Here is a 26,006-nt window from a genome sequence, read left to right on the forward strand (position 1 = left end):
AGCACGGGTGCAAAATGGACCGCGACATGGTGCCATATGTTACGCCGGATACCAAAGTTCATTCAATTTCCATGCCTTTCCTTCGTCTTGAAGCTTTATCAAATGCGCATCCACATTGCGCTGCGCAGCCCGCATCAGCTTGGGGTGCGCGTTGCGGTATAGTGCATCCGAAATCTGCTTTACCGACATACCATCGACGGTCAGCGATTTTAGGATCTCTTTTTCGCGGGTCTGCCTTCGTTCCAAAAGGTCACAGACATGTGGCAAGGGTTCGAACAAGGCTGGCCCGTGCCCCGGCAGATAGACCTTGTCTGATCGGTCGATCATAAGCTGCAGACTGACGAAGTATGCCCTCATGTCACCAAGGGGCGCCGAGACAACGGTGCTCGACCATCCCATGACGTGGTCACCGGTAAAAACGGTCCCATCGGGACCACAAAAACATAAATGATCAGGAGCGTGGCCCGGAGTGTGGAGCGCGGTCAGATCTGCAACGACGTCACCATTCGTGATCGCGCGGTCGGGGATAAAGTCCGTGGTCGGGTTTTTCCCGAAAGCGTATGTGGGGACACCAAGCGCTGCTTTCAGCATCGGTAGGGCGCCGATGTGATCATAGTGGGCGTGACTGACCAGGATCCCGGCCGGTGACGTCTTAATCGCCGCGATCACCGCCGCGACGTGACCAGCGTCATCTGGTCCTGGATCAAGAACGAAAGTGCCTTCAGGACGATCCAGGAGGTACGTGTTAGTGCCGTGGTAAGTCATAGGCCCAGGATTTGGTGCCACAACACGGCCGACACCGGGCAGCACCGGCATGTAGATCCCGCGAGGGGGTTCCGATTCCGTAGAAAAGGGCATCAAGGTTTTCCCGAGGCAAGCGAGTTGCCGAATATGATGTCTAACGCACCGTATCGCGCGTTTCGCTGAGGTTTGGCTGCCTGAGGTACTTGTTACCCAACGTCAAGTCCGACAGTTCGACACCCTTCTCGTCTACCACCTCAAAGTGCAAACAATTCTTCATCCCCTCCTGGCCTCCTGGAGCCCCAGCTTTGCGCGGTTTGGGTTTGAAACCTGGGGAGTGTGGAAACAACGTCCTCACCAAATCTATTCTCCGAATATCCATCATTCTCAAAGCTAAGGAATAGCTCCAAAATTGCCAGGTTTTGACGACCGCAATATCAATGCTTTAGCGTCGGCCTCGCTTCGGGCAGCTTTGCGGCTCGCACGCCTCGCAAACAAAACTCAACTATGCCATCGCCCCGTGCCCATCCGGTGAAGACCGCAGGTGGCTTGAGCCTGTTTCTAGAAATTTGATCGGAGCGCCACGACTGCTTCTGCGGCTCTATCGCACAGTTTCGCCGTCTCGCGATCGGGGAGATCGGCGCGGCATCCCTCACCACAGTCCCGTCGGCTGCCGACGGCCAGATGAAGCGGCCGCGTTCAAGCTTCTTCGTGAACAGGCAAGCACCCTGGCCGATGCGCGGAATTCCCTTCTGGTTCTTCCTGACCGCCACCCTCTATGTGAGCCTTGGGATGGTCTGGGGCACTCGAGCTGCCGTTCGACATTTTCGATCGGCCCGGAATGTTGCGACGCTGGAATGGTTGTAGAATTCGGCTTTCGTAGTGCCATCGCCATCATGGTGGCTTGAGGACGTTTGCCTTCGGCTTCTGCCTGCCCGGTTTCGCCTTACATTCCTTGGCCCTCGGCTTCTTCAGCTTTCCCGGTTTTCCTTCGGGCTTTCCAGTTCGAGGCGCGATAGCGGGCCGTGGTTGTACTCGTGCGTCACCCGCTGAACGGTCTCCTTCTGCGCTTCACGAGGCCGGCGCTTTCGACTGCATGGCCATGACAAAGCTCCTTCCAAACTCGGTTTTGCCTTTGCCGTCGATGGCTGGACGTGAATTCTATGGAAGAACGGAAGCTGCCCTCGGCGCCTCACCAGCGAATGACGATCACCTTATCTCTCCCGCCGCCCAGTTGGATCGCCTCGGTGCCATCGGACTTGCGGCTACCAATTTGAGCGTCGTCAACGATTTCTACCGCAGTAGGATTCATGCCAAAGGCTTCGTCCACTTCGGCGCTGCAGACCAGCGTCTCCGGCGGTAAATCCTTGATCTGCTCTAAAAGCTCGCGAACGGTCATTTCGCACCTGTTTCATGGAAGTGGAAGACACAGATCGCAAACTGCCCCCCTCGCGAAATGTTCCTCCTGCACGGCGAATATCCCCGCAGGCGGAGCTGATGGCATCGCTCAGCCGCTCAGCGGATCTTGCGGGCGACGAGGTGATGAAGGATCCGCTTGGGAGCATCACCTTTGCCCCTTCGTTTGCTTATGGCTGCCCCTGGCCGCCGCCGGACCCGTAGATATTTCCGGTTGCGAAGCTTGCATCGTTGGCTGCCAACTGCACATAGATGGAGGCCAGTTCCGCCGGCTGACCCGGCCGTTCCAACGCAGTTGTGCTGCCGAATTTCTTGTATTTTTCCTCCGACGCGCCGCCGCTTATCTGCAGGGGCGTCCAGATCGGTCCCGGGGCCACGCCGTTTACGCGAATACCCTTAGGTCCGAGCTGCTTCGCCAACGACTTCACGTAGTTCATAGTCGCGGCCTTGGTCTGAGCGTAGTCGTAGAGCTCGGGCGAAGGATCGTAGGCCTGTTCCGAGGTCGTTCCGATTATGCAGGATCCTGGCTTCAGATGCGGCAGCACCGCCTTGATGATCCAGAACGGCGCGTAGATGTTGGTCTTCATTGTAGCGTCGAAGTCCTCGCTCGTTATGTCGAGGATGGAGGGTTTCGCCTGCTGCCGGCCGGCATTGCAGACGACGATATCGAGCCCGCCGAGCTGCTGCAGGGCGTCGGCAACCAATTTCTGGCAGAAAGCCTCCTCCCGCAAATCGCCGGGAAGCGCGACTCCGGTCCTGCCGGCATCTCGTATAAGTTGGATCACCTCACTCGCGTCGGGCTCTTCCGACGGATAGAAGTTGATCGCGACATCCGCTCCTTCGCGCGCATAAGCAATAGCGGCGGCCCGGCCCATACCGGAATCGCCTCCCGTGATCAGAGCTTTGCGACCCGCAAGCCGGTCTGAACCCTTGTAGCTGGTCTCTCCGTGGTCGGGTTTCGGCTTCATGTCGCGTGCCAGGCCGGGCCAGGGCTGCGTCTGTGCTTCGAATGGCGGCTTCGGGTACTTGGAGCGGGGATCTTGCATCGCGGGTCCGTTCTCTGAGATTTTGGTCGTTGTTTGCTGGGCGCTGGCCGTACCCGAGACGCCGGCCGCTATTCCGACTCCTGCTGCCGCCATGACTTCACGTCGGGACAATGAACGGGGACGGTCTTTGGTCATTCGACTTCTCCGAGGCGCGTGAAACGTCCGAACCGCCTCGGCCTGATAAGGTTCCTTGGTCCGATCGAGAGAGCCCGAGGAGGGCCGCCATGTCATCTTTTCTCCACGGGATGGCGAATTTTCTCCACGGGATGGCGAATGGCTGGGCGGCTGGTTGCGCAGGAGGTCCGATTGACCGCGAACCCAAGAGCTCTCAATGCCCGAGATAAGGAAGCAATGGAGCAAATCATCGGCTATGACAGCCGAAATTACCTCGACTGGAGATCGGCAGTGCGTACGAGGCGATCCTGCTGGCGTTGTGGGCCCACAGAATTTCGCCTACCCAATTGACCGCTAGCAGAGTTCTTTGCCCGTTAGCGGCAACGCATCTTCGTCCAATGATTTGAGCCGGCCGATCCGGAGCTCGCGGCTGGTGATTGATCTAATCGGTCTGCACGAGCGACATAATTTCACCTTTGACAAGCGCCTGGGGATTACGCGGCCTCTTCCGTCTCAGCGTAATTGACGGGAATCTGCAGGTATGACGGGTCGAGCCGTCGAGCCCAGTTCCTCTCAGCATCGAGCAGTTCATCCTCCTCAGTCAGGCCGTTCATAAAGAGCCTGAGGACGTGCGCAGCAATGCGCGCTGCTTCGTTCGAAGCAGGGGCTACGCCGCGCTCTTTGCAGACGGAGTGACAAACGTGGGCAAGCATAACAATATCGCTCGGCCCCAAAAAACGACCAGGATACAACATACCGTTCTCTGCTCAAAAGCTACTGATGGCTACCGGTTACGCAAGGTTACCAGCAGTTACAATTAACTATGATAGTCATGCACCTCGACTTTGCGAAACATCCATTGCGCCCTCGAAAGGGCGTCAGGTACCAGCAGCACTGAGGCCGAGCCGGACGCTGGGCTGATCTGGCTGCTCGGGAGAATGTGAGAGAGCCTGAAAACTTGGACGAAGTGAAGCCGCTGGACCCGGGAGCGGCAGTCCCGTGCGCTCTGTGGCCGCGGCTACCAATGCGATCAAAGCGTCCGTCATCGATCCTTGAATGCCGGCCGATCGCGCAAGCTCCAAACATTGGCGTCCGGTTCAAATGTCGCGCCGACCACCCGCTCCTTCTCCTCCGGCCCAGCGCCGGCGCCGCTCGACCGAGGTGATCACTTCAATCTGATGCTTCGTCATAGGGCTACTCCTAGTGCTGGCACTAGAACTTGCAGCCCTTCAGCCTATGTCAGCAAGGCTGCTTCACCGGATGGGTACCGGGTTTCCAAAGAGGACATTCGTGCTTCTCGCGGTCGCTCGCCTCGCCACGTGTATATCGAGAAGAGATCGCCGCGATCCCCTATTCATTTCACCTGCACTTCGTCATTCCCGTATGGACCGGTATGTCGTCGATCATCGCGCAGCGCTGGAACGGACGAAACTGAGGCAGGGGGTTATGTCCGGGTAGAGGGCGGCCTGCCGGCATGCGGAACCCGAACACATAGTTCGATCCAATAGCTGGCCCTGACTTTCAGTTCCACACTACGCGCCGATGAATTGAACCGGAAGAGTCCGGCCGCGTTGTTGGGAAATCGAAACTAATCCTTGGAGGAAGAAATGGCCGCTACTCAAACAACTCGCGGGCGCAGCCAGGACCGCGCAAAGGTCGCTGGTGGGCAGAATCATGAGGTGAAATACGAGGCGGGCAAGAGTGGGGCAAGCAAAGCCGACGTCAAATCGGCCGTGAAATCGGTCGGCAACAGTCGCAAGAAGGTCAAGGACAAACTCGGAAAGAAATGAGCCACGGCAAATGGTTCGGATTGCCACCTTCAATGTGAACGGTGTCAATGGACGGCTGCCCGTGCTCCTCAAGTGGCTCTCGGCCACCAACTACGACATCGTCTGCCTCCAGGAACTAAAAACGTCCGACGAGAAATTTCCGATCAAGGCCATCCGCGAGGCGGGGTACGGCGCCATCTGGCATGGCCAGAAATCCTACAACGGAGTGGCCATTGTAACTCGAGGGATGGACCCGGTTGAACGCCGGCGCGGCTTGCCTGGCGATCCTGATGACACTCACAGCCGCTACATCGAAGCCCAGGTGGACCGGCTCGTTGTCGGCTGTCTCTACGTGCCCAATGGGAATCCAGCGCCTGGTCCCAAGTTCGACTACAAGCTGCGCTGGTTCGACCGCTTGATCAGCCACGGCCAGGACTTGCTCAAAGCGGGAGCGCCGACAGTGCTGTGTGGAGACTACAACGTCGTTCCAACTCCGATTGACGCCGTGGTGCCGCGACGATGGCTCGGCGATGCGGTTTTCTTCCCCGAGAGCCGGCAAGCCTATGCCGAGATGCTTGAGGATGGCTGGATCGATGCGGTCCGGCGCATCCGCCCGGAGAAGGGGGTCTATACTTATTGGAATCACACCTATGGCGGCGGCTACGACAAGAGTTCTGGCCTGCGAATGGACCATCTGCTCGTCAGTCCATCGTTGTCGCCCAGGCTTCGCGATGCCGGCGTGGATGTTGGGACGCGAGGGTGGGAAAAGCCCAGCGATCATGCGCCGGCTTGGATAGAGCTCGACTAGTCGATTTTGACGGGGCCAAGTTCAGATGTCAGCAGGTTCACGCCTTTGTCCGAAACTTGTCGCATATTTCGGACATGTCCTTGGTTGAGCCTGACAGCAATTTCCGTTCGCGCGTGCTTGCACGGATCGAGTCCAAACCCGACGAGGTATGGACCCGCCGACTTTGCAGACTTCGGTGGAGGCATCGAGAAGAGCCTCAACGGTGGCAAACAGGGTCACACTCGACCTCGCCGTCTTTCCAACCCACGCGCCGCCTTTCGTGCGACCCTGAGGTCATCGAGAGTTGGCTGCCACCAAAGCGCGTCACCAATCTCCGTCTTGGTTCGCGAGGGCCAGGTCTTGATGAGCTCATCGAGGGCGGCGGGACGCCACCGACCCCAGACATAGTCATGGTGGTCTGGAAAGTCGGCGTACTGGGTACCAAGAATGTCGCCATCGACGGGCTCGCCATCGCACCCGATGAAGACAATGACACCGTAGCCCCGTGTCATTACCGGCCGGCCAAGCGGCGGAAGATCGTTTGGATCCAGCGGATAGCGCCTGCGGCGGCGTTCCGTGGCATGGGCGCGAGACGCCAGTTCTTGCGGAGACCCCTGCCTCTGCGCCGCGCGCTGTTTTCGCGCTTCGGGCTCGTTGCGAAGAGCGGCAGCCTCAATTTCCGCCCAGCGTCGATGCAGTTGTTCATAGGAGCGATATGGCACTTTCCAAGCGTGCCTGTCGGGATCCCAGGACGCAAACGGCACGTCGCGCATCACCTTCACCACCGAGCGAGAATATGGTGTTTGCACCTCCAGCCGATCCTGGTGCACGAACAGGTACTTGGAAACGATAGGATCGAAGGCGTAGGCGTCGCGTCCTCTGCTGTCAGCATGCACGCTCGATCCGGCGAGTTCTTGCTCCATCCAACGATTGACGCGCCGAGCTGCGGTCTTTCCCGGGACAAACCAGGCCTTGAGTTGATCGCTCCAGCGGGCCCGGGGAAAACTCTTCCGGAAGCGTTCGACGGTGGTCCGATCAAAGGGGAAGGACGCCGGCACGCCCGTTGAGACATTGTCATTCGAACCTGATCCATCCGTTCTCTTCATGATCATGGAGCCTTCACCGCATCTCTGACAGGAGAACGCTTTACGAAAGCGCAAGTGCCCTTCGCGCCGATGTCGGCAAGAACTCCCAGATTGCAGGAGGCGAACGGACCTTTGCTTACTTCGCTAGGGCCTGGGCGATAGCGCGATCGGCGATCCAGCGCGCAATGCAACAGGATCTGCGCTTTTCGTCCGGAAGCCCGAGAGGCCGATCAAGCTGGATTTGCACCAGCTTTCTTAATTCGAGACCGAAATCGAAATTCAACAGTGCCAATTATGTGGACCTTCTCGAGCACAGACACCTGACCGTTTCCATTCATCGCCCAAGGCCAGTTTATCGCTGGAAAGCCAAAGTGCGGGAATTCAGGAGAAATGGCCGCTGGATGCGTTTTTTCTGAAGGGGGTTGTCGAGGGGAGATACCCATGGCTGCACCAGTCTGTCGGCGCTGCCAAATTTGCAGATCGCATCCAGGACCTTTCCAACGACATTCCGGAGCTATGTGACATTATGGAGGCGTTGCTTGCCGCCCGACAGAAACTTCGCGAGCAGTTCACGGTGCTGCATGAAAGGTTGTTGTCGATCGTGAAGGATGACACGGTTCTGCAGGCGGTTGATGACCGTGCCTGGCATCGGCCCTGTCGTTGCGCTGGCTTTCAATGCCACGGTCGACGTTCCTGCACGCTTCAAGAACTCGAAAGCCGTAGGTCCGGCTCTCGGGTTGACGCCGCGGTTGCATCAATCAGGCGAGGACAATCGCGTCGGACGTGTTTCCCTGTGCGGTGACGCCATGATGCGGACGCTGCTTTATGAAGCCGCGCAAGTCTTGCTGACGGTGGTGAGAAAGTGGTCATGGCTGAAAACTTGGGCGACGAACATCGCCAAACGTCGAGGCCGGCAAAGGGCGACCGTTGCCCTTGCTCGCAGAATGGCTGTCATCATGCACAGAATATGGTCCGACGGCGGTGAGTTCCGCTGGGCGCGAGAGGAAGCGACGGGGGTGATATAGCCGGGTCCACCAAACGAAAGGGAGAAGATCCGATAACGGGATCCGCCAAGGGCGGATACATGTCCTTCGCGGGACGGAGGATGAAGAGAGGACGTGCCGGGACTCGTTTCCACCGCGGCAACGTGGTGAGAACGCTGTTTAGATTGTCCCCTTCATTCCAACTGATCCCATGCTGGGAGGGCCAAAGCGCCGATCCCGAAGAGAAGCAGGGCCTCGCGAAAGACATCAAATGCCCATGGTAGAGGAAGCTTGAAAGCGATTGACTTCAACACACCGAATAGAGAAGTCCCGGCATTTGCTGGAGCGGATTGAGAGTGAAGCGCTCGGGCTGGGAAGCTCATGGCTTGCAGATGAACTCGTAGGGGGTGAGACTTTGAGGGTTTCGAGTCTGCGACCGAAATTGTAGGCCGCGACCAAATCGGCAAGATGCCGACGCAGTTGGGCGTGATCGTGGTTCTGGGATGCCGCACCGAGCCGCAGCGTGTATGAGAGGCGCTCAACATCGCGTCGGCCGCGCCGCGCTTGGCGGTTTGTGTCTTCTGAGCGGGGAGCGGCTTTCGCTTGGGACGAAGGCAGCGTGATGCTGATCATCGCCGCCGCGCTTCGGTCGCCGATGACGCATGATCATCAGCAGCACCAGCATCGCCACGATGATCATCATGATCGGCATGCCAATGACCATCGCCGCGGTCGGTTGGTCCGTGTGGGGTACATTGGCGCTCGGCTACGCGCCGCCGATCACCATGACTTTGGGCTGGCTGGCCAATGCGAATGCAGCGAATGAGCGCTGCACCCGTTCTAAATCGAGGCCGTCGGCAATGATGACCAGCCGCGATGTGCGGTCTTGGCTCGGCCACGCCTCCATATGTACAGGAGGATGAACGAGATGCTGCACACCGTGGACCGCGACCGGGCGGTCTTCACCTGCGATGTTCAGGATGCCCTTCACCCGAAGGACACGCTCTCCATGTCTGTTGAGCAGCATGGTGAGCCATAAGCCGAACGCGGTCCAATCGACTTGCTCGTCCCAGACCAGGACGCAGGATGCGATCGCCGCTTGATGCGCCTGTCCGGCGGCAGTCGCCAACACGGCAGCCTCCTCGCAGAAGAAGCCTGACTGCGATTGCAGCTGGCTTGCACGGGCTACAGTCTCCTGCTCGAACAGATCTCGTGCGCAGAACCCGGAGCGGACATTCAGTATCGGGGCATCCGGATTGATGCGCTCCAGCCGATCTGCAAGTCGCCCGATTTTGGCGTCGTCAGCGAGATCGGTCTTGGTCATGACCAGCCTGTCGGCAATGGCCACCTGACGATTGGATTCGATATATCGGTCGAGGTTGGCAATCCCGTTCATGACGTCGACGGTGGTCACCACATTTCCCACGATGAAATGGTGCTTCAGCATCGGATCGGATTTTAGCGTCGAAAGAATCGGAAATGGGTCAGCCAGCCCCGTACTTTCGACCACTACCTGCCGGAACGGGGATATCTGGCCTCGCTCCCGCTTCGAATATAGATCGCGGATCGCGTCGGCCAGTTCACCGCGCACGGTGCAGCACACGCAGCCGGACTGAAGCAGTACCATGGTTTCGTCAATTCGTTCCACCAAGTGGTGGTCGAGCCCAACCTGGCCGAATTCATTGATGAGCACGGCCGCGTCCGATAGATCCGGGTCATCAAGCAACCGTTTCAGAAGTGTGGTTTTGCCCGAGCCGAGAAAACCTGTCAGCAGGTGGACCGGGGTGAAAGGCGGTAGTTCAGCCATCGCGACCGGCTTCGAAGCTTGCGATGACATCGGCCTCCAACGGATCGCAAGTCCTGCCCGAAAGACGCTCCGCAGCCTGCCATAGGTGTCCGAGATCGTTGATGATCTCGGTCTTGCCCGTTCGCGTTGAAATGACAAAGGCCGTCCCCTGCCAGTCCGCCAGCCGCATGCCGAAGGAGGCCAGGATGAGATTAGCTATCCTGACGCGATTGGCGCGCTCACGGCGCCGGTCAACGTTTTCGACGTTGCGCGTGTAAACGCCGGGCCGGGCCACGGCATCGGTCCAATGTTCGTTGCTGCCTAGAACGCCGCATAGCGAGCACATGATCTGCTCCTTGGATGACCGTCTTCGGAGACCGTTTGACCCCGACAGGGCCTTACAGTTCCTCTGTAGGTGGTTGCCCTGCCTGGCGATGCCAAGTCCCCCCTGCCTGGTCTACCGCAGGCTTCGACCAGAAGAAGAACGCGGTCTCGGAAATGCCGAGGCCGCGTTCTTCTGTCGAGGAACTCAAGGGGCCGGGATCGGCTTAACCTTGTTTGGCTCCAGCCAGTCCTTGGTCGGCTCACATTTTCCGCAATTGATGCCGGGCAAATTGTCGGCGTAGGTCACGTCGGGCAGATCCTTGATGGTTGCGCCCGGCGTGGGCGTACTATCTTGCACCGACTTCAAGCTGAGTTCGGGCAGCAGATCGCCGTTCAGCGAGGTGTCGATGAAGAGCGGTGGCACCTTGTCGGCAGGGAAGGTGTTGCAGCCGTCAACGAAGGTCTCACCCTGGCAGAGCTTCACATCCTGCGGCTCAACCCATGGCAGCGGATATTCGATGTTGTTGGCGGTTAGCTTCTTCTTGCCGGTCACGACTTCCATCATGAGCTTGAAGGCGTAGCCGCCAACGGCCGGACCCGCGCTCGAGGAAACGCCTTTCAGGCCCTTGGCCTGCATGGCCGGATCCGCCATCGCCAGGCGATAGCCGTTGTTGGACTGGCCGGCAATCACGACCAGCTTGTCGGGACGACTGTTGATGACGGCCTGCAAAGAGCCAAAGGTGCCGTCAACCGTCCAGATGCCGTCGACGTTGGGGTGCGCGGCCAAGATCTTGGCAACCTCCTCCTGCGAGGTCGCGTCGTTCCAGTTGCCATAGAAATCGCCGACGATCTTGATGTCGGGATATTTCTTGAACACGCCATAGGCCTGTTCGTCATAGGTCTTGGTCACGGTCGTGCCGGCGACGCCGTGGTTGAAGATCAGCTCTCCCTTGCCGCCCATCTGGTTCACCATCCACTGCGCCGTATTGGCGCCGTAACGGGCGGTGATGTTGGAGACGTTGTGCGCGCAGGACTCCGTAACCGTACTGTCGTAGGTGAACACCACGACGCCTTGATCGCAGGCTTGCTTGATGGTGCGGTTGAGCGCAGTCGGCGAGAGCGGATACAGAAGAATGGCGTTGGCGCCTGCCGCGATCATGCTCTGGAGGTCAGATATCTGCTTCTGCACGTCGGTGCCGGAGATAATGGTCTTGAACTGTACCTGCTTGTCGTAAGGCGGGGTCGAAGCCAGTGCCTTGATGCCGTTGGCGGCGCTCGCCTGCCAGGTGTTGCCGCTGTAGCTCATGTTCAGGAACACCTTGTAGGTATCCTGGGCATTCGCGCTGGATGTCCCCAGACCAAGCAACGTGGCGGCGATGGCCGCCCGGCCGTAAGTCAGTCTACGCGAAGCGTTCTTCATGTTCTTTCTCCCATTTGAAGCGACCGCCGACTAACGGCTTCGCAGATTGAGCCGCCCACGCTGGAGCAGCAAAGCGATGATGATGATCCCGCCCTGCACCAGGTCGCGGAATCCCTGCGAGAGGCTGAGCGTGGTGATGACGGTGGACAACGTGCTGAGGAAGAGCGCGCCGGCAAGAGTTCCGAGATAGATGCCGGAGCCACCGGTGACCCGTGCGCCGCCGATGACGACGGCGGCGATGGAGGGCATCAGCAGCGCATTGCCCATGTCAAGCGTCGCGCTCGAGGAATAGCCGGCCAAGAGGATGCCGGTCATTCCGGCACAAAGGCCGCTGATGGCATAGACCGCGATGGTGAGCGCGGCGATCGGCAGGCCCAGCACGTTGGCCGCGCCAGGGCTGCTGCCAATGGCGTAGAGCTTGCGGCCTTCCGCGCTCTTGTTCTGGAACAGCCAGGCGAACACCGCAAAGACGATTATGAAATAGACGGGATAGGGTACACCCAGCCAGCGGGAGCTCATGAACTGCTGGATCGCAGGAGCGACCGATTGTTGCGAATTGCCCGCGGTGAAACCCAGCGCCACCCCGAAGAATGTGATGCCGGACGCCAGCGTCACGATGAAGGGCGGGATCTTGGCAATCGCCACACCGATGCCGTTGATGAGACCGATGCCAAGACAGCACAAGAGGGTAAGCGGAATGGCGTACAGCAGCGCGTCGTTGCTGCCGCGCGTAAGTTCCGCGATCATCATGCCGCCGACACCGATGACCACGCCCAGTGACAAGTCGATGCCGCCCAGAAGGATCACCAGCCCCTGCCCGAACGAAGCGACCACCAGGAAGATGGCGGTAACCAGTATGGCGGTGAGCTGGTCGAACGAACCGAAATTGGGACTGGCGATCTTCGTGCCGATGACCAGCAGCGCCGTGGCGGCGAACACGGTAATCGGCGGCACAAGGTCCGATGAGACAAGTGCGCGGCGCGCGCTCTGCGCGCCGTGCTCGGACGTCTGTGCGGGGGTCGTAATGTCCTTGTCGGTCATCAGGCTTCCCTTCTCGCGGATCGGCGCGCCAAATAGGCGGAGGCTTGGCCGAAAAGGATTGCCAAGATCATGATAAGTCCGTTGAAGATGTTGGTGTAAAAGTCAGCCACGCCGAGCGCGAACAGCATCTTTTGCAGCACCGTCAAAATACCTGCACCGGCCAGCGTGCCGACCACCCCGCCGCGACCGCCGAACAGGGACGTGCCGCCGATCGCGACCGCCGCGAACATGAACAGCAAAAAGGAATCGCTGATGCGTGGATCGCCCGAACCGATCTCGGCGCTGAAAACGAAGCCGGCCATGGCATAGAACAGGCCGGCGGCCACGAAAGCGAATAGCCTGGTGGCGCGGATATTGAGCCCCGAGAGCCGCGCGGCCGTCTGATCCGTGCCGACCGCGTACATTGCTATACCCATGCGCGAATGCTTGAGCAGAAACCAGAAGACGAGCACCAGCACCAACAGGATCGCCGGCACGGGAATGCGTAGAATGTCGCCGGTGATGCCATAAGCGATGGATTCCACCACCTCGCCGCCAGGTGCCGGAAGGATGAGGAGCGCGATGCCTTGGCATGCGATCAGAGAACCGAGCGTCACGGCGAGCGACTGCAGTCCAAAATAGGCGACCAGTATGCCGTTGAGACCACCGACCACGAGGCCGACCAACAGAACCAGGCCGAAGCTGCCGAGGGCGCCCGCATCGCCGCCACTCACCGTCGCCACCACCACATTCGCGATGGCGATCACACCGGGGCCCGAAAGGTCCAGCTCGCCGCATACCACGACGAGCGTCAGTCCCGTTGCGGCGAGGGCGAGTACGATGGCGTTGTTGAGGAGGTTACCGATGCCGAACAGCGAGAGTGCCGAAGGCTCGTGGGCGGCATAGACGGCGAACATGACGATAAGCAGGCCGATGGCGGCGACCGCTCCGTTGCCCAGAATTGTCAAGCGGCCGCGAGGCGTATCGGATGCCATCGTTACGCCCCTTGGGCGGCAGGCCGCCGCGACCCGTCGCGATAACCGGATGCCAGCGACAGCATACGGTCCTGTGAGAGATGGTCGCGACCCAGCTCGCCGGCAATCGAATTGCGGTAGAGAACGAGGCAGCGATCACAGAGCTGAACGAGTTCGTCCAGTTCAGTCGAATAGAACAGGATCGAGCCGCCATCGCGCACGAACGCGCGCATCATGGCGTATATGTTGCGCTTGGCGCCGACGTCGACACCGCGCGTGGGATCGAACAACAGCAGGCACCGCGCGCCCGTTATCAGCGCCCGCGCCAGGACCGCCTTCTGCTGGTTACCGCCCGAAAGCGCGCCGACGTTGAGGGGCAGGAGCTGCTTCGAAAGGTTCACTGCCGGGGTTACCTGTTCCACCAGCCGCAGCTCGGAAGATCTGTTTACGAGCTTGAATGGGCTCACCTTGTCTATCACCGGCAGCGAGATATTCGCCTGCGTGGTGAGATCGTGAAACAGTCCTTCGGACTTTCGTTCCTCCGGCACCAGCACCATGCCGAGCCTACGCGCCGCGCGAGGCGAGCCGACCGAAGTCGCCTTGCCTGCGATCGAGATCGTGCCCTCCCGCAGCGTCGACAAGCCCACCAGCGACTTGAAGAGACTGGACTGCCCGTGCCCCTCCAGGCCCGCCACACCAAGAATCTCGCCGGGAGCCAGCGAGAAGCTGATATCATTGACGCCAGGGCCGATCAGGTGACCGACCTCCAGCGCCGGCGTGGCGCCGACGCGAACCGCCGACGGCACCTTCTCCGCGGCTTCAACCACGGAGCGACCGGCCATACTGCTGAATATCGCTTCGTCGCTCATGGATTCAACATCGCTTTCCAGCACCTTGCGGCCGTTACGCAGGATAACGCAGCGCTGGCACAGGCGGCGGATCTCGTCGAGCTTGTGGCTTATGTAGAGCACTGACGTGCCGCCACGAACAGCGGCATCGACCAGCTTGAAAAGCCATTCACGGTCGGAGAGCGCGGCGGTCGCTTCGTCGAGCACCAGCACGGCCGGGCGGTGCCGCAGCGCACGCACGATCTCGACCTTCTGGCGCATGCCGAGCGGCAGATCCTCGACCAGCCGCCGGGGCGCGATATCCGTCACGTCATGGGCTTGAAGAATCTCAGCCGCCTCACGCTCGATGTTGCGCGCCGACACCAGACCAAGGCGGTTGAGTGCCGGGCGCGGCAGGAACAGGTTCGCGGCTACTGACAATGTCGGAATCAGGCTGAGTTCCTGGAAGGCGGTTGCTATGCCGGCCAAGCGGGCGTCGACAATGCCCTGCGGCTTGAAAGGAGCGCCGCGCAATTCGATGGAGCCGGTATCAGGTGTGACGACGCCACTCAGTATCTTCACGAGTGTCGATTTGCCGGCGCCATTTTCGCCGAGCAGACCGCATACTTCGCCGGAGCGCATTTCAAACGAAATATCCTCAAGCGCAATCGTGGCACCGTAGCGCTTGGACACGGATCGGAAATCAAGGACGTTGTGCGTTCTATCCTTCATTCCACCTCTTCCCAGTCTTCCCTGTTTGGTCAGACCAAGATTGGAGCTAGCACGCCTTACCCGCCATGACAATTAAGAAAACTTGCAAGAAAGCTTGAATTTTCAGCACATTTGGTCTGACCGGAAATGGATAGTCGAAAAGTGGTGCGAAGGCACCAACTCCACCATCAATTCTGCTGTTTCCAGCAGAATTGATGGGCGCTGCCATCGGCGAGATGACACAGAAAGCATAATCAATCCGATCTATCGGGTCTGACCATTCAAGCGAACCGGGCCGGAGACCGCGCGGCGGTCCCGGCATAGTACGCCGAAGCCGCTCAGGATTTGGGACGTGCCTTGCCGCTGCGCGGGAAGCGCTTGCCGAAATCGGCCGCGATCTCTTCCATCTTGACGAACTTCACGCCCTCGAAGCCCTTCATATAGTCATGGAGCCGTTCGTGCATCTTCAGCACATGCGGCTTGCCCGACACGTCGGGATGGATCGTCAGCGGGAACACGGCATAGTCGTAGTTCTCGTAGATCCAGTCGAACTGGTCGCGCCACATCTGCTCGATATCGCGCGGGTTGACGAAGCCGTGACTGTTGGGCGAGGCCTTGATGAACATCATCGGCGGCAGGTCATCGAGATACCAGGATGCCGGTATCTCGATGAGATCGGTCTCCTCGCCTTGCGAATACGGCTTCATCCAGCTGGATGGATGCTTGGAATAATCGATCTTCGTCCACTGGTCGCCGACCGTCACATAGTAGGGGTGATGGTCGTTATGCATCAGCGAGTGGTCGTAGAGCAGCCCCTTCTGCTTCAACAGCTCATTTGTTTTCGAGCCGAACTCCCACCAGGGAGCGACATAGCCGCGAGGCGCCTTGCCGCAAAGCTTGGTGATGAGGTCGACGCACTTGTTGAAGATGGCCTCTTCCTGCTCGGGCGACATGGCGATCGGGTTCTCGTGGCTGTAGCCATGCATGCCGATCTCGTGGCCAGCGTCCGCCACTTCCTTCATTTCGTCCCAAAAGCTCTCGATGGAATGACCGGGGATGAACCATGTCGTCTTGATCCCCCACTTTTCGAACATCCGAAGCAGCCGGAGGCTGCCGACCTTGCCTGCGAAGGCGCCGCGAGAGATGTCGCAAGGGCTGTCCTCACCGCCGTAGGAACCCAACCAGCCGGCGACAGCGTCAACGTCCACTCCGTAGGATACAAACATTTCTTTCGGCATCTCTCTTCCTTTCGTTGTTCATGTCCCCGGCCGAAGGGCGTCTAGGGTAGTTGCGAGGGTGGAAGACCGGCCCGGCTTCCCGCCATGCTGATATGTTTGCGCATGTAGTAGTTGGCGCCATCGGGATCGCCCATGGCAATCGCCTCCAGGATGCGGTCATGCTCCTGCACCGCGAACAGCAGATTGCCCCGCCGCTCGGTGGGCAGGCGCTGGCTCTCCAGCAGCACGCTCGCGAATGTCTGGTGCATGTCCACCAGCAGCTTGTTGCGCGAGATGCGCATGATGAGGTTGTGGAAATCGAAGTCCGTCTGCGCGTAGGAATTGAGGTCCTTTTCGCGCGCCGCGTTGCGAAAGGCGGTCGTGCATTCCTTCAGGTCGGCGATCTCCTGATCGGTATGGGTCAGCGCCGCGAGCTCGGCCGCGTAGGATTCGACGATGTAGCGGAACTGATAGACCTCGCTCAGCGAATAACGCGCCGCGAAGCGCCAGGACGGAGTTGCCGGTGCGCCGGAAGGGTCGGCACAAACGAAGCCCCGCCCTCCCTCGCGCGCAACGATCTCGCCGATGGTGGCGAGGATCGACAGAGCCTCGCGCAGCGTGGCGCGGCTCACATTGAGGTCGCGGGCCAGGTCGCGCTGCGGCGGCAATGTATCGCCTGGTCGCAACCTGCCGTCGCGGATCATCGACTGCAAGGCGGCCACCGTTGCCTGGGCCACACCGCCGCTGGCTTCCCGGCGCTCGCGCCGCAGGTCGGGCGGCTGTAAGGCCGCCGTCTTTCCATCATCACTAAGATTGCGTTTCATCATGGCTAGGCCCCAGCGTCAGCAGGAATTGTCGCCACATAGCTAGAACAAGATACATTTGGATGGAACCATTCAGCCCGCGGTTGATCAGAGCATGACATCGCCGCCGTTCGGATTCATGGTCGCGCCGATGTAGTAAGCGCCCTCCTCCGACGCCAGCAGCACGGCGGTGGGAGCGATTTCGTCGACATGGCCGGCGCGGCCGATCGGCAGTTCGCCGAGCTTGCGCTTCTTCCATTCCTCCGGCAGCGCCTTGAATAGCTCCGTTTCGATCGGGCCGGGACAGATGGCATTCACGGTGATGCCGTCGCGCGCCACCTCATAGGCGAGCGAGCGGGTGAAGCCGATGACACCGGCCTTGGCGGCCGCATAGTGCGCCATTTCCGGCGCGCCCTTGTGACCGAGCTGCGAGGCGATATTGATGATGCGGCCGAACTTGCGGGAAATCATCGGCTTCAGCACCGCGCGCGTGCAAAGAAAGACGCTGCGCAGGTTGACGGCCATCATCTGGTCCCACATGCCGGTGCTCATTTCGGCGACGACAGACGTCGTGTCGATGCCGGCATTGTTGACCAGTATGTCGATATGGCCGAGCGCCGCCTCCACCTTCTTGACGGCTGCCTCGACCTGCGCCTCGTCGCTGACGTCGGCCGCGACGGCGAAGGTCCTTGCACCGAAATCAGCAAGGGCGGAGATGCGCGCCTCGGCGGCCTCGAGTTTCAGGTCGAGAACGGCCACGTCGGCGCCCTCGCGCGCGAAGGCCGTGGCAATCGCGCCACCGATGCCGCGTGCGCCTCCCGTGACCAGTGCTTTCTTTCCAGCGAGACGTCCTGACATGCTTGGTTTCCCATTTCCTGGTTGATTGACTATCGAAGCGAAGACGCGAGACCACCGGGCGCCGGCCGGCCGAGGATGCGTTCGGCTTCCTTCATGAACACGTTGAAGGTGTCGGAGGCCGGCACCGAAGCGGCGACGTCCTTGTGGCGGAAGCAATGGACCGTGTGCCGTTCGCCGACCGTCTCAGCCGGCGGCATCTCACGGCGGCAGCGATCGATGACGAACGGGCAGCGCGATGCCAGGAAGCAGCCCTGGGGCAGATTGATCGGGCTCGGGATCTCGCCTTTGAGGCTGACGCTGCTTTCGATCTTGAGATGCGGATGCGGCAGCATGACCGACGACAGCAAACCACTGGAATAGGGATGTTGCGGGCGATTGAAGACCGTTTCGGCGCTGCCCTGCTCAACGATCATGCCGAGATACATCACCGCGACGCGGTGGCTGATGAAGCGCACCGTGGAGAGGTCGTGGGAGATGAACAGATAGGCGGTGTTGCGTTCGCTCTGGATGCGCCGCAGCAAATCGATGATCTCGGCGCGGGCGGTCGGGTCGAGCGCCGAGGTCGGTTCGTCGAGGACGACGAGTTCGGGCTCCGTGACCATGGCGCGCGCTATGCCGACACGCTGCTGTTGCCCGGAAGGCAGCTCGGAAGGATAGGCGTCGAGCAAGTCGGTATCCAGCCGCACCAGGCGCAAGGCGTCGGCCGTGCGGCGGCGCCTCGTTTCGCGGTCGAGCTTTAGCGGCAGGAGCGGCTCGCTGATCGTGTCGCCGATCTTCATGCGCGGGTCGAGCGACTCGTTCGGTTCCTGGAATACAAGCTGAATCTTGCCAGCCAGCTTGCTCTTGTGTTGATGGCGCTGCGCCAGGTCGGTGCCGCGGAAGCGAATGTTTCCGGCGGTCGGCTCGATCAGGCCGACGATGCAGCGGCCGACCGTGGTCTTGCCTGAGCCACTCTCGCCGACGAGCCCCAGTGTCTCACCCGGCTCGATGGTCAGGCTGACGCCGTTGATCGCCTGCACCACCTGCTTGGAGCCGGCAATGGGGAAGCGCTTGTAGAGGTTGTCGATGGTCAGGACGGCGTTCATGCGTGCCTCACGGGGAAATGGCAGCGGACGAAGTGGCCCGGACCGATCTCGGCGAAAGGTGGCCGCTGTGCGCGGCAAACCGGCTGAGAGATGGGACAACGGTCGGCATACTGGCAGCCGGTGGGCGGTTCGCGCCGCCGGCCAGTGTCCGGCACGCTCCAGCTGTCGCGCAGCCTGGGGCTATGGGAGAAGGCTGCAAGCAGCATCAATGTGTAGGGATGCGCGGGCGCGAGGAAGAGCGCCTCGCGCGGCGCGATTTCGACGATTTCGCCCGAGAACAGCACAGCGATGCGATTGCAGAAATGCGCGGTGATGCCGACGTCGCGGGTGATGAACAGCATGGCGCTGCCATGCTCCGAGGCAAGCTTGGTCAGCAGGGCCAGGATCTGCGCCTGCACCGTGACGTCGAGTCCGCTGGTGGCGTCATCCGAGATGATAAAGGCCGGGCTGCAGATCAGCGCCATGGCGATGACGACGCGCTGCGCCATGCCGCCGGACAGTTCGTGAGGATAGGCATCCATGCGCCGTTCCGGGTCCGGTATCTGCACGTCGTGCAGGATCTTCAACGCCATGCGCCGCGCCTCCTTGCCGCCGACGCCGAGATGGATCCTCGCCATCGCGGCGATCTGGTCGCCGACCTTGAGCAGCGGATTGAGCTCAGCGCGGGGATTCGGCACCACGACCGAGAGACGGCGGCCGCGAAGACGGCGGAGTTCGGATTCGGACAGGCTGAGGATCTGGCGGCCCTCGAAGTGGACTTCGCCGCCGGCGATGCGGCCCGGCGATGGCGGCAGCCCGAGGATGGAGCGGGCGAGCGTCGTCTTGCCCGCGCCACTCTCACCGACCAGGCCAACGATCTCGCCAGGCTGTACTGCAAGGTCGATGCCCTTCAGCACCGCCTTCGGTTCGGCGCTTCCGGACGGGAACGTCACGCGCAAGTTCCTGATGTCGATCAACGGCGGCTTGTCGCCGCCGGACGCGTTGCGCGTTTTGCTTATGATTTCTGCTGCGCCCAATGACATTCTCACATTAATTGCTGATCCGCGGGTCGAGCAGGAAATAGATGAGGTCGACCGCGATGTAGACGATGAGGGAGAAGATGGCGGAGAAGAGCACAAAGCCTAGAACCGGATAGATGTCCGAATTCAGCACACCTTGCACCGCGTATTGCCCCGCCCCTCCCCACGAGAACACGATCTCGACGAGCACCGCACCGCCGATCAGGAAGCCGTAGAGCACGCTGATAATGGTGACGATCGATGGCAACGCATTGCGCAGCGCATGGCGCACGACTAGGTTCTGCGGCACCCCGCACAAAACTTCAAAGCGGCTGAAATCCGAGTCCAGCATCTTCTCCATCGTCGCCTGCGTCATCTTGAGGATGGGACCGGCATTCAGGAGCCCGAGCGTCATCACCGGCAGGACCAGATGCGCGCAGGCAGACCAGAAGGCCTGCAGGTCGCCGGCGAGAAGCGCGTCGATGGTGAGGGCTCCGGTGACCGGCGCCGGCGGTATGACGATCATGTCGATACGGCCGAGAGGCGCAGGCGCCCAGCCGAGCACGGTATAGAAGATGAAGATCAGCACGAGGGCGAACCAGAAGTCCGGTAGCGCACCGGCACTCAAGCCATAGAGATCGGACAGGCGCGCGATCCAGCCGTTTGGCTTGCGCGCCGCATAAACGCCCAGCGTTACCCCAACGATGATAGCCAGGAGCAGCGAAAGCGTGACGAGTTCGAGGGTCGCCGGGAAGCGCTGAAGCAGATCCTCGAGCACCGGCCGCGTTGTCTGCCAGGAGGTTCCCAGGTCGCCATGCAAGAGATTGCGCACATAGATCAGGAACTGCATGTAGAGAGGCTGGTCGAGCCCGAGCTGCTGGCGCAGTGAGGCGATGGCCGAAGGCGTCGCCGTGGGGCCGAGCATCAGCACAGCGGGGTCACCCGGAATGCTCTTCACCAGCAGGAAGCTGACGAGCACAATGCCCAGCAACTGCGGGACCACGAAAATCAGGCGCTTGGCGAGATAGGCCAGGATGCGCATCAGGCGCCCTCCGCCGGCCGGTCGACCCGGCGGCGATGCTCGCGTGCATCGCTCAGCAGCTGCCGGCGCTTGGACGGATCGGCCAGGACCTCGATGGACGCGCCGACCAACGAGAAGCCGAATACGGTGATCGCGAGCATCGCGCCGGGGAACATGGACGGCCACCACTGGCCGGTCACCACGTTTTGAAAGCCCATGGCGATCATGCTGCCCCATTCAGGTGTCGGCGCGCGCACGCCGGCACCAACGAAGGACAGCGCCGAGGTCAGCAGGATGCCCCAGCCGACATTGACCGATAGCTGCGCCAGCACCGGCGCCATCGCATTGGGAATGATGTGGCGCCGAATGGTCTGCATGTCCGACAGGCCATTGACCTGCGAAGCCTCGACATAGCGCATGGAGCGGATGCTGAGCACCTGCGAGCGCATGAGACGCAAGTAGATCGGCGCATTGACGAAGGCTATGGCCAGAACCACCGTCTGGATGCTCTGACCGAGGCTGGCAACCAGGGCGATGGCGAAGACGAAAATGGGAAATGCCTGCAGCACGTCGGCCGCGCGCATGACGGCGAAGGATAGCCACACGCGAATGCCGCGCCCGCTGCTGTAGAAACCAACAACAGCACCGATCGAGCCGCCAATCAGCGCCGACAGGAGCGTGCCCAGTATCGCGATCGTCAAGTCAATGCGGGGCGCGTAGATGGAACGACTGAAAATATCCATGCCGACATTGTCGGTGCCAAAGAGATGGGTGGCATCCGGCGGCTGCAGGAAGCTGGCCGAATCCGCCTCGGTCGGCGAATAGGGTGCAATGGCCGGCGCGAAGATCGCCAGCAGGGTGATCGCGATGACGATCAGATAGCCGATCGCAAATCTCGGCCGGATGACCGCCAGCCTCAGGAGAAGGCTAAGCTTCGAAGACATCTAAGATCTTTCCGATACACTAACTTGTCCCCGGAGGCGGCAGCCTCCAGGGACAAGACCTCATCAGCCGCGGCTGAAATCCTGGAACCGAAGATTATTGGACGTGTAGTAAGTGTAACCCTTGAGGTTCGCCTTACGCGCCAGCGTGTATTTCGGATAAGCAATGAAGCCCCAGGGCGCTTCGTCCATCAACGTCTTCTGCACCTCCGAGTATTTCTGCTTACGCACATTGTCATCAAGCGTGGCAAGACCGTCCTTGATCATCTGATCGACGCTCTTGTTGTCATAATTGGAATAGTTCACGTAGCTTTCGGAGTTGAAGTAGAGGTAGGTCGAGTAGCCCGGATCCGGCGTCCACGGCGAATCCAGATAGAAGATCATCGGCTTGGCGCGCTTGGTGACGTTCTCGTAAAACACGCCGGCCGGCAGCTTCTCCAACGTCAGCTCCACGCCGATCTGCTTTAGCGCGGTCTGGATCAGCAATGCGATCGGCTCCTGCGTCGGGTCGCCGGCGTTGTAGGACAAGGTGGTCGCCAGGTTCTTGGCACCTGCCTTGTCAAGAAGCTCCTTGGCCTTGGCAAGATCATAGCCGTACGCGAAGAAGCTTTCATCCGCCATCGGGTAGATATAGGGCATCGGCGCCTTCTGCTCGTCGGCATAGCCGTAGTAGATGGTGCGGATGATCTCGTCGCGCGGGATAGCGAGGTTGATGGCTCGGCGCACGTCGACATTATCGAATGGAGCGATCTTGGAGTTGAGCTCCAGCCAGATCATGTAGGACGAATTGACGGCATCCACCGCCACGTTCTGCTGCTTCTTCAGCGCCTCCAGTTCGCGCGGCTGCAGGAACTGTGCGATGTCGACCGCCCCGCCCTGCAGCAGCGAGAAACGACTGGCCGACTGCGGCACTTCGCGCATGATGACGCGCTTCATGAAGGGCTTTTCATCCCAGTAGTCTTCGCGCGCCTCGAATACGGCTTGTTGACCGCGCACGAGCTGGGCAAGGCGATATGGACCAAAGCCAGCACTATCGTTCTTGAGGAAATTGACCGCCCACGGGTCGTCGGAGCCACCGGCTTCGGCGCATTTGGTGGCGTCGTAGATCGGGTTGGCGAGGTTACACTGCTGCTTGAGAAGCAATGGATTTGGCTGTTCGAGATTGAAAGAGACCGCATAATCGCCTTCCACCTTGATCTGGTCAGGCGTCTTGAGACCGAGCACCGCGGTCTGGAACAGGCCTTGCCCCTTGAGGTTGAACTTGCGGTCCCAAGTCCATTTCACGTCCTTGGACGTGAACTTGTTGCCCCAGTTGGAGACGACACCCTCGCGTAGCTTGAAGGTCGCCTTGCGGCCATCGGGGGCCACTTCCCAGCTTTCCGCCAACCGGCCGCGCAAGGCGAGGTTGTTCGGCTTGTCGGTATGGACGCCGGTATCCTCCCGCAGCACGCCGGGTGCATTGGGATCATCCATCTTCTCATAGCCAAGCATGTACTCGTAGAGCGCACCGAGGGAATCGATCGAGCCCAGGCTGACGTCGAACTCGATGTCGAGGCCCTGGGGCGTCGCGGGCGCCGCGATCACCAGCGTACTGTTTGCGTCCTGCGCGAAGGCTTCCCCCAAGCGGCCGGTCGATGCAGCAAGTGCAGCGCCGCCGAAGGCGGCAGTCGTTTTCAGGAACTGACGGCGCGTGGGCGCCAACCGAATTCTGGTAAAATCATCAACCATCTCTCGTTCCCCATTGGTTGCGCGAATACGCTTCGTTATCTTTCCGCTTTTGGACAGACCAAAGAGCGTAACTGACATTAATGGACAAATTGGCCTGACCGTCAATCACAAAAAATGCGAAAAATTCGTGCATTTCATGCACAAAAAAATAGCTTCTTGATTTCTTGGTCTGACCAAATTATTCAACGTCGGGTACGGCAGCGAGGAACCGAAATGCGAAAAATCTGTCTGATGACAACAGGAGGGACGATCGCATCCAAGCTGGAAGCCGAGAGTGGACATGTCACCGCAAGCGTCACAGGATCGGAGTTGCGCGCCATGCTGCACGATCCGCTCGATGGCATTGACATCGCCATCGACGAGTTCTGCAACGTCGGCAGCTATGCCATCGACCTCCCGCTCGGCTTTGCACTGGCCCAGCGGATTTCACACCACCTTCAAGGTGACTTCGATGGGGTCGTGGTGACCCACGGGACCGATACGATGGAGGAAAGCGCCTTTTTGGCTGATCTCCTTGTCGCGACTGACAAGCCGATAGTGTTCACCGGCGCACAGCACGCGGCCGATGAGGCGAACCCCGACGGCCCACGCAACCTCACGGATGCCATCCGGCTAGCCGCATCCGAAACTGCGCGGGGCCTGGGCGCGATGATCTGCTTCGAGCAGGAATTCCATGCTGCGCGTGACGTGAGCAAGTCGCACAGTTCACGCACCGATACCTTCATCTCCTACGAGCACGGCAAGCTCGGGGAAGTGGACGGCGACCGTATCGTATTGCACCGCAAGCCGGTCCTGCGCCGCACCTACGACGCAAAAGGCATTGTCGCTGATGTCGATCTTATCAAGCTGGTCATGGGGATAGGTGACCGCTACATCCGCTTCGCCGCCCAGGATGGTGCCAAGGCCATCATTCTGGAGGGTTTCGGGCGGGGTAACGCGACGCCCGCCGTCACTGCCGCCGCGACGTCGCTTGTCGCCAATGGTACTCCCGTCATCATGACCAGTCGTTGCCAGCGCGGCCGGGTCAAGCCGATTTATGGCAATGGCGGCGGCAAGACACTCTCCGACGGGGGCGTGATCTTTGCCGGCGACTTGAGCGGCCAGAAAGCACGAGTGCTCGTGGCAGTCCTGCTCGGCATGGGCATCGAGGGCGAACGCCTGCGCCAGGAGATCGAATATTTCGGCGGCTGATGCCCGCTCTTCCACCGCCTGATTTCCGTAAGGCGGCCGTCCGTCGCCGCCGTCCCATTCCTGCAGCCGAGGAACCATGATGTCAGCAAAGAAGCACAGGATCGCGGTCATTCCCGGTGACGGGATCGGCAAGGAGGTCGTCCCCGAGGGACTTCGTGTACTGGAAGTGGCGGCAAGGCGCTTCGGCATCGACCTACAGTTCGACCATTTCGACTTTGCGTCGTGCGATTACCATGCCAGGCATGGCCGCATGATGCCGGAGGACTGGAAGTCCCGGATCGGAAACCATGATGCCATCTTCTTCGGCGCGGTGGGCTGGCCGGCCATGGTTCCCGACCATATCTCGCTTTGGGGATCGCTGCTGCAGTTTCGCCGCGAGTTCGACCAATACGTCAACCTGCGCCCCGTCCGGTTGATGCCGGGCGTGCCGTCGCCGCTCGCCAACCGCAAGCCCGGCGATATTGATTTCTACGTCGTGCGCGAGAACACCGAGGGCGAATATTCATCTATCGGCGGCCGGATGTATCCGGGCACGGAGCGCGAGATTGTCATCCAGGAAACCGTGATGTCGCGCGTCGGCGTCGATCGCATCCTGCGTTATGCGTTCGATCTGGCGCAGAAGCGTCCGCGCAAGCACCTCACATCGGCCACCAAATCCAACGGCATCTCGATCACCATGCCGTATTGGGACGAGCGCGTCGAGGCGATGGCCGCCCAATACCCGGATGTCTCTTGGGACAAGTACCACATCGATATTCTGGCAGCCCATTTCGTGCTCAATCCGAACCGTTTCGACGTTGTGGTGGCATCGAACCTGTTCGGCGACATTCTCTCGGATCTCGGACCCGCCTGCACCGGCACGATCGGCATCGCCCCGTCGGCCAACATCAACCCGGAAGGCCGCTTTCCGTCGCTGTTCGAGCCGGTACACGGCTCGGCTCCGGACATCGCCGGGAAAGGCATCGCCAATCCGATCGGACAGATCTGGACGGCCGCCATGATGCTCGACCATCTTGGTCACGAGGAGGCTGGCCGCGCGATCGTGGAAGCCATCGAAGCCACGCTGAAGAGCGAAGCCACCCGCACCGGCGATCTCGGGGGCAAGGCCGATACCGTCACCTGCGGCAAGGCGGTGGCGGAGGCACTCGAAGGATAGGACCA

The 26,006-nt window shown here is 60.4% G+C and carries 23 protein-coding genes and 1 pseudogene; 5 read left to right on the forward strand and 19 right to left on the reverse strand.

Annotated elements, in window-relative coordinates:
- Positions 1–39 precede the first annotated feature (39 nt).
- From LB545_RS08515 to LB545_RS08525, 3 genes are all read right to left on the reverse strand, one after another.
- Positions 40–816: an MBL fold metallo-hydrolase gene (locus LB545_RS08515; protein ID WP_210239517.1), complete on the reverse strand. Its 777-nt coding sequence runs from the start codon at positions 814–816 to the stop codon at positions 40–42.
- Positions 817–1,933: 1,117 nt separating this feature from the next.
- Complete coding sequence (locus LB545_RS08520) at positions 1,934–2,140, reverse strand: sugar phosphorylase (protein WP_140560021.1); 207 nt, start codon at positions 2,138–2,140, stop codon at positions 1,934–1,936.
- Positions 2,141–2,327: 187 nt separating this feature from the next.
- Entirely contained in the window at positions 2,328–3,338 is a 1,011-nt protein-coding gene (locus tag LB545_RS08525; protein ID WP_140555432.1) for an SDR family oxidoreductase, read from the reverse strand.
- Positions 3,339–4,924: 1,586 nt separating this feature from the next.
- On the opposite strand from LB545_RS08525, the gene LB545_RS08530 reads away from it, so the two are divergent.
- Both LB545_RS08530 and xth read left to right on the forward strand, forming a co-directional pair.
- Positions 4,925–5,107, forward strand: coding sequence for a DUF3606 domain-containing protein (locus LB545_RS08530; RefSeq protein ID WP_140523303.1), 183 nt, complete (start codon positions 4,925–4,927; stop codon positions 5,105–5,107).
- Between the two features lie 10 nt (positions 5,108–5,117).
- Positions 5,118–5,894: an exodeoxyribonuclease III gene (gene xth / locus LB545_RS08535; protein ID WP_140560023.1), complete on the forward strand. Its 777-nt coding sequence runs from the start codon at positions 5,118–5,120 to the stop codon at positions 5,892–5,894.
- Positions 5,895–6,109: 215 nt separating this feature from the next.
- Here xth and LB545_RS08540 read toward each other — a convergent pair whose 3' ends face one another.
- Entirely contained in the window at positions 6,110–6,985 is an 876-nt protein-coding gene (locus tag LB545_RS08540; RefSeq protein ID WP_224704885.1) for a hypothetical protein, read from the reverse strand.
- Between the two features lie 430 nt (positions 6,986–7,415).
- Here LB545_RS08540 and LB545_RS08545 point away from each other — a divergent pair.
- Positions 7,416–7,983 (forward strand): annotated as a pseudogene (locus LB545_RS08545) (transposase); the annotation flags it as partial.
- A 496-nt stretch (positions 7,984–8,479) separates the two neighbouring features.
- Here the strand turns inward: LB545_RS08545 and LB545_RS08550 are convergent.
- From LB545_RS08550 to LB545_RS08620, 15 genes are all read right to left on the reverse strand, one after another.
- Complete coding sequence (locus LB545_RS08550; protein ID WP_181167739.1) at positions 8,480–8,653, reverse strand: hypothetical protein; 174 nt, start codon at positions 8,651–8,653, stop codon at positions 8,480–8,482.
- 54 nt (positions 8,654–8,707) lie between these two features.
- On the reverse strand, positions 8,708–9,748 hold the full coding sequence (locus LB545_RS08555; protein ID WP_140581788.1) for a CobW family GTP-binding protein: 1,041 nt from the start codon (positions 9,746–9,748) through the stop codon (positions 8,708–8,710).
- Positions 9,741–10,073 carry a hypothetical protein gene (locus LB545_RS08560; protein WP_140523295.1) on the reverse strand — a complete coding sequence of 111 codons (333 nt, stop codon included), beginning with the start codon at positions 10,071–10,073 and terminating at the stop codon, positions 9,741–9,743. The genes LB545_RS08555 and LB545_RS08560 overlap by 8 nt, the downstream gene beginning before the upstream one ends.
- 183 nt (positions 10,074–10,256) lie before the next feature.
- Positions 10,257–11,471 (reverse strand): sugar ABC transporter substrate-binding protein, encoded by a 1,215-nt coding sequence (locus LB545_RS08565; RefSeq protein ID WP_140581785.1) that lies wholly within the window; start codon positions 11,469–11,471, stop codon positions 10,257–10,259.
- Positions 11,472–11,501: 30 nt separating this feature from the next.
- On the reverse strand, positions 11,502–12,512 hold the full coding sequence (locus LB545_RS08570) for an ABC transporter permease (protein WP_140581782.1): 1,011 nt from the start codon (positions 12,510–12,512) through the stop codon (positions 11,502–11,504).
- A complete protein-coding gene (locus LB545_RS08575) occupies positions 12,512–13,408 on the reverse strand; it encodes an ABC transporter permease (protein ID WP_181171880.1) in 897 nt (298 codons plus the stop codon). The genes LB545_RS08570 and LB545_RS08575 overlap by 1 nt, the downstream gene beginning before the upstream one ends.
- Positions 13,409–13,488: 80 nt before the next feature.
- A complete protein-coding gene (locus LB545_RS08580; RefSeq protein WP_140581777.1) occupies positions 13,489–15,024 on the reverse strand; it encodes a sugar ABC transporter ATP-binding protein in 1,536 nt (511 codons plus the stop codon).
- Between the two features lie 317 nt (positions 15,025–15,341).
- Positions 15,342–16,241 carry a polysaccharide deacetylase family protein gene (locus LB545_RS08585; protein ID WP_140560027.1) on the reverse strand — a complete coding sequence of 300 codons (900 nt, stop codon included), beginning with the start codon at positions 16,239–16,241 and terminating at the stop codon, positions 15,342–15,344.
- A 41-nt stretch (positions 16,242–16,282) separates the two neighbouring features.
- Complete coding sequence (locus LB545_RS08590) at positions 16,283–17,047, reverse strand: FadR/GntR family transcriptional regulator (protein ID WP_224704886.1); 765 nt, start codon at positions 17,045–17,047, stop codon at positions 16,283–16,285.
- An 84-nt stretch (positions 17,048–17,131) separates the two neighbouring features.
- Positions 17,132–17,881 carry an SDR family NAD(P)-dependent oxidoreductase gene (locus LB545_RS08595; RefSeq protein ID WP_140523280.1) on the reverse strand — a complete coding sequence of 250 codons (750 nt, stop codon included), beginning with the start codon at positions 17,879–17,881 and terminating at the stop codon, positions 17,132–17,134.
- 29 nt (positions 17,882–17,910) lie between these two features.
- Positions 17,911–18,966: an ABC transporter ATP-binding protein gene (locus tag LB545_RS08600; RefSeq protein WP_140560028.1), complete on the reverse strand. Its 1,056-nt coding sequence runs from the start codon at positions 18,964–18,966 to the stop codon at positions 17,911–17,913.
- Positions 18,963–19,898 carry an ABC transporter ATP-binding protein gene (locus LB545_RS08605; protein ID WP_181171881.1) on the reverse strand — a complete coding sequence of 312 codons (936 nt, stop codon included), beginning with the start codon at positions 19,896–19,898 and terminating at the stop codon, positions 18,963–18,965. Before LB545_RS08605 ends, LB545_RS08600 begins: the two co-directional genes overlap by 4 nt.
- Positions 19,899–19,995: 97 nt before the next feature.
- A complete protein-coding gene (locus tag LB545_RS08610) occupies positions 19,996–21,006 on the reverse strand; it encodes an ABC transporter permease (protein ID WP_210239516.1) in 1,011 nt (336 codons plus the stop codon).
- Positions 21,006–21,929, reverse strand: a complete 924-nt coding sequence (locus tag LB545_RS08615; RefSeq protein ID WP_140523273.1) for an ABC transporter permease — start codon at positions 21,927–21,929, stop codon at positions 21,006–21,008. Before LB545_RS08615 ends, LB545_RS08610 begins: the two co-directional genes overlap by 1 nt.
- Positions 21,930–21,992: 63 nt before the next feature.
- Entirely contained in the window at positions 21,993–23,654 is a 1,662-nt protein-coding gene (locus LB545_RS08620) for an ABC transporter substrate-binding protein (RefSeq protein ID WP_140560030.1), read from the reverse strand.
- A gap of 213 nt (positions 23,655–23,867) precedes the next feature.
- Between LB545_RS08620 and LB545_RS08625 the strand changes: the two genes are divergently transcribed.
- Together LB545_RS08625 and LB545_RS08630 are read left to right on the forward strand one after the other, a co-directional pair.
- Positions 23,868–24,845, forward strand: coding sequence for an asparaginase (locus LB545_RS08625; protein ID WP_140581772.1), 978 nt, complete (start codon positions 23,868–23,870; stop codon positions 24,843–24,845).
- Between the two features lie 79 nt (positions 24,846–24,924).
- A complete protein-coding gene (locus tag LB545_RS08630) occupies positions 24,925–26,001 on the forward strand; it encodes a tartrate dehydrogenase (RefSeq protein WP_140581769.1) in 1,077 nt (358 codons plus the stop codon).
- The last annotated feature ends 5 nt before the right edge of the window (positions 26,002–26,006 follow it).

The sequence above is a fragment of the Mesorhizobium sp. BR1-1-6 genome (assembly GCF_020165355.1).
In the GTDB taxonomy this organism is placed as follows: domain Bacteria; phylum Pseudomonadota; class Alphaproteobacteria; order Rhizobiales; family Rhizobiaceae; genus Mesorhizobium.

Coding starts and splice junctions, on each gene's coding strand:
- LB545_RS08515 (WP_210239517.1), bottom strand. CDS start 816: ATGCCGGTGCTGCCCGGTGTCGGCCGTGTTGTGGCACCAAATCCTGGG.
- LB545_RS08520 (WP_140560021.1), bottom strand. CDS start 2,140: ATGACCGTTCGCGAGCTTTTAGAGCAGATCAAGGATTTACCGCCGGAG.
- LB545_RS08525 (WP_140555432.1), bottom strand. CDS start 3,338: ATGACCAAAGACCGTCCCCGTTCATTGTCCCGACGTGAAGTCATGGCG.
- LB545_RS08530 (WP_140523303.1), top strand. CDS start 4,925: ATGGCCGCTACTCAAACAACTCGCGGGCGCAGCCAGGACCGCGCAAAG.
- xth (WP_140560023.1), top strand. CDS start 5,118: ATGGTTCGGATTGCCACCTTCAATGTGAACGGTGTCAATGGACGGCTG.
- LB545_RS08540 (WP_224704885.1), bottom strand. CDS start 6,985: ATGATCATGAAGAGAACGGATGGATCAGGTTCGAATGACAATGTCTCA.
- LB545_RS08550 (WP_181167739.1), bottom strand. CDS start 8,653: ATGCCGATCATGATGATCATCGTGGCGATGCTGGTGCTGCTGATGATC.
- LB545_RS08555 (WP_140581788.1), bottom strand. CDS start 9,748: ATGGCTGAACTACCGCCTTTCACCCCGGTCCACCTGCTGACAGGTTTT.
- LB545_RS08560 (WP_140523295.1), bottom strand. CDS start 10,073: ATGTGCTCGCTATGCGGCGTTCTAGGCAGCAACGAACATTGGACCGAT.
- LB545_RS08565 (WP_140581785.1), bottom strand. CDS start 11,471: ATGAAGAACGCTTCGCGTAGACTGACTTACGGCCGGGCGGCCATCGCC.
- LB545_RS08570 (WP_140581782.1), bottom strand. CDS start 12,512: ATGACCGACAAGGACATTACGACCCCCGCACAGACGTCCGAGCACGGC.
- LB545_RS08575 (WP_181171880.1), bottom strand. CDS start 13,408: ATGTTCGCCGTCTATGCCGCCCACGAGCCTTCGGCACTCTCGCTGTTC.
- LB545_RS08580 (WP_140581777.1), bottom strand. CDS start 15,024: ATGAAGGATAGAACGCACAACGTCCTTGATTTCCGATCCGTGTCCAAG.
- LB545_RS08585 (WP_140560027.1), bottom strand. CDS start 16,241: ATGCCGAAAGAAATGTTTGTATCCTACGGAGTGGACGTTGACGCTGTC.
- LB545_RS08590 (WP_224704886.1), bottom strand. CDS start 17,047: ATGATGAAACGCAATCTTAGTGATGATGGAAAGACGGCGGCCTTACAG.
- LB545_RS08595 (WP_140523280.1), bottom strand. CDS start 17,881: ATGTCAGGACGTCTCGCTGGAAAGAAAGCACTGGTCACGGGAGGCGCA.
- LB545_RS08600 (WP_140560028.1), bottom strand. CDS start 18,966: ATGAACGCCGTCCTGACCATCGACAACCTCTACAAGCGCTTCCCCATT.
- LB545_RS08610 (WP_210239516.1), bottom strand. CDS start 21,006: ATGCGCATCCTGGCCTATCTCGCCAAGCGCCTGATTTTCGTGGTCCCG.
- LB545_RS08615 (WP_140523273.1), bottom strand. CDS start 21,929: ATGTCTTCGAAGCTTAGCCTTCTCCTGAGGCTGGCGGTCATCCGGCCG.
- LB545_RS08620 (WP_140560030.1), bottom strand. CDS start 23,654: ATGGTTGATGATTTTACCAGAATTCGGTTGGCGCCCACGCGCCGTCAG.
- LB545_RS08625 (WP_140581772.1), top strand. CDS start 23,868: ATGCGAAAAATCTGTCTGATGACAACAGGAGGGACGATCGCATCCAAG.
- LB545_RS08630 (WP_140581769.1), top strand. CDS start 24,925: ATGTCAGCAAAGAAGCACAGGATCGCGGTCATTCCCGGTGACGGGATC.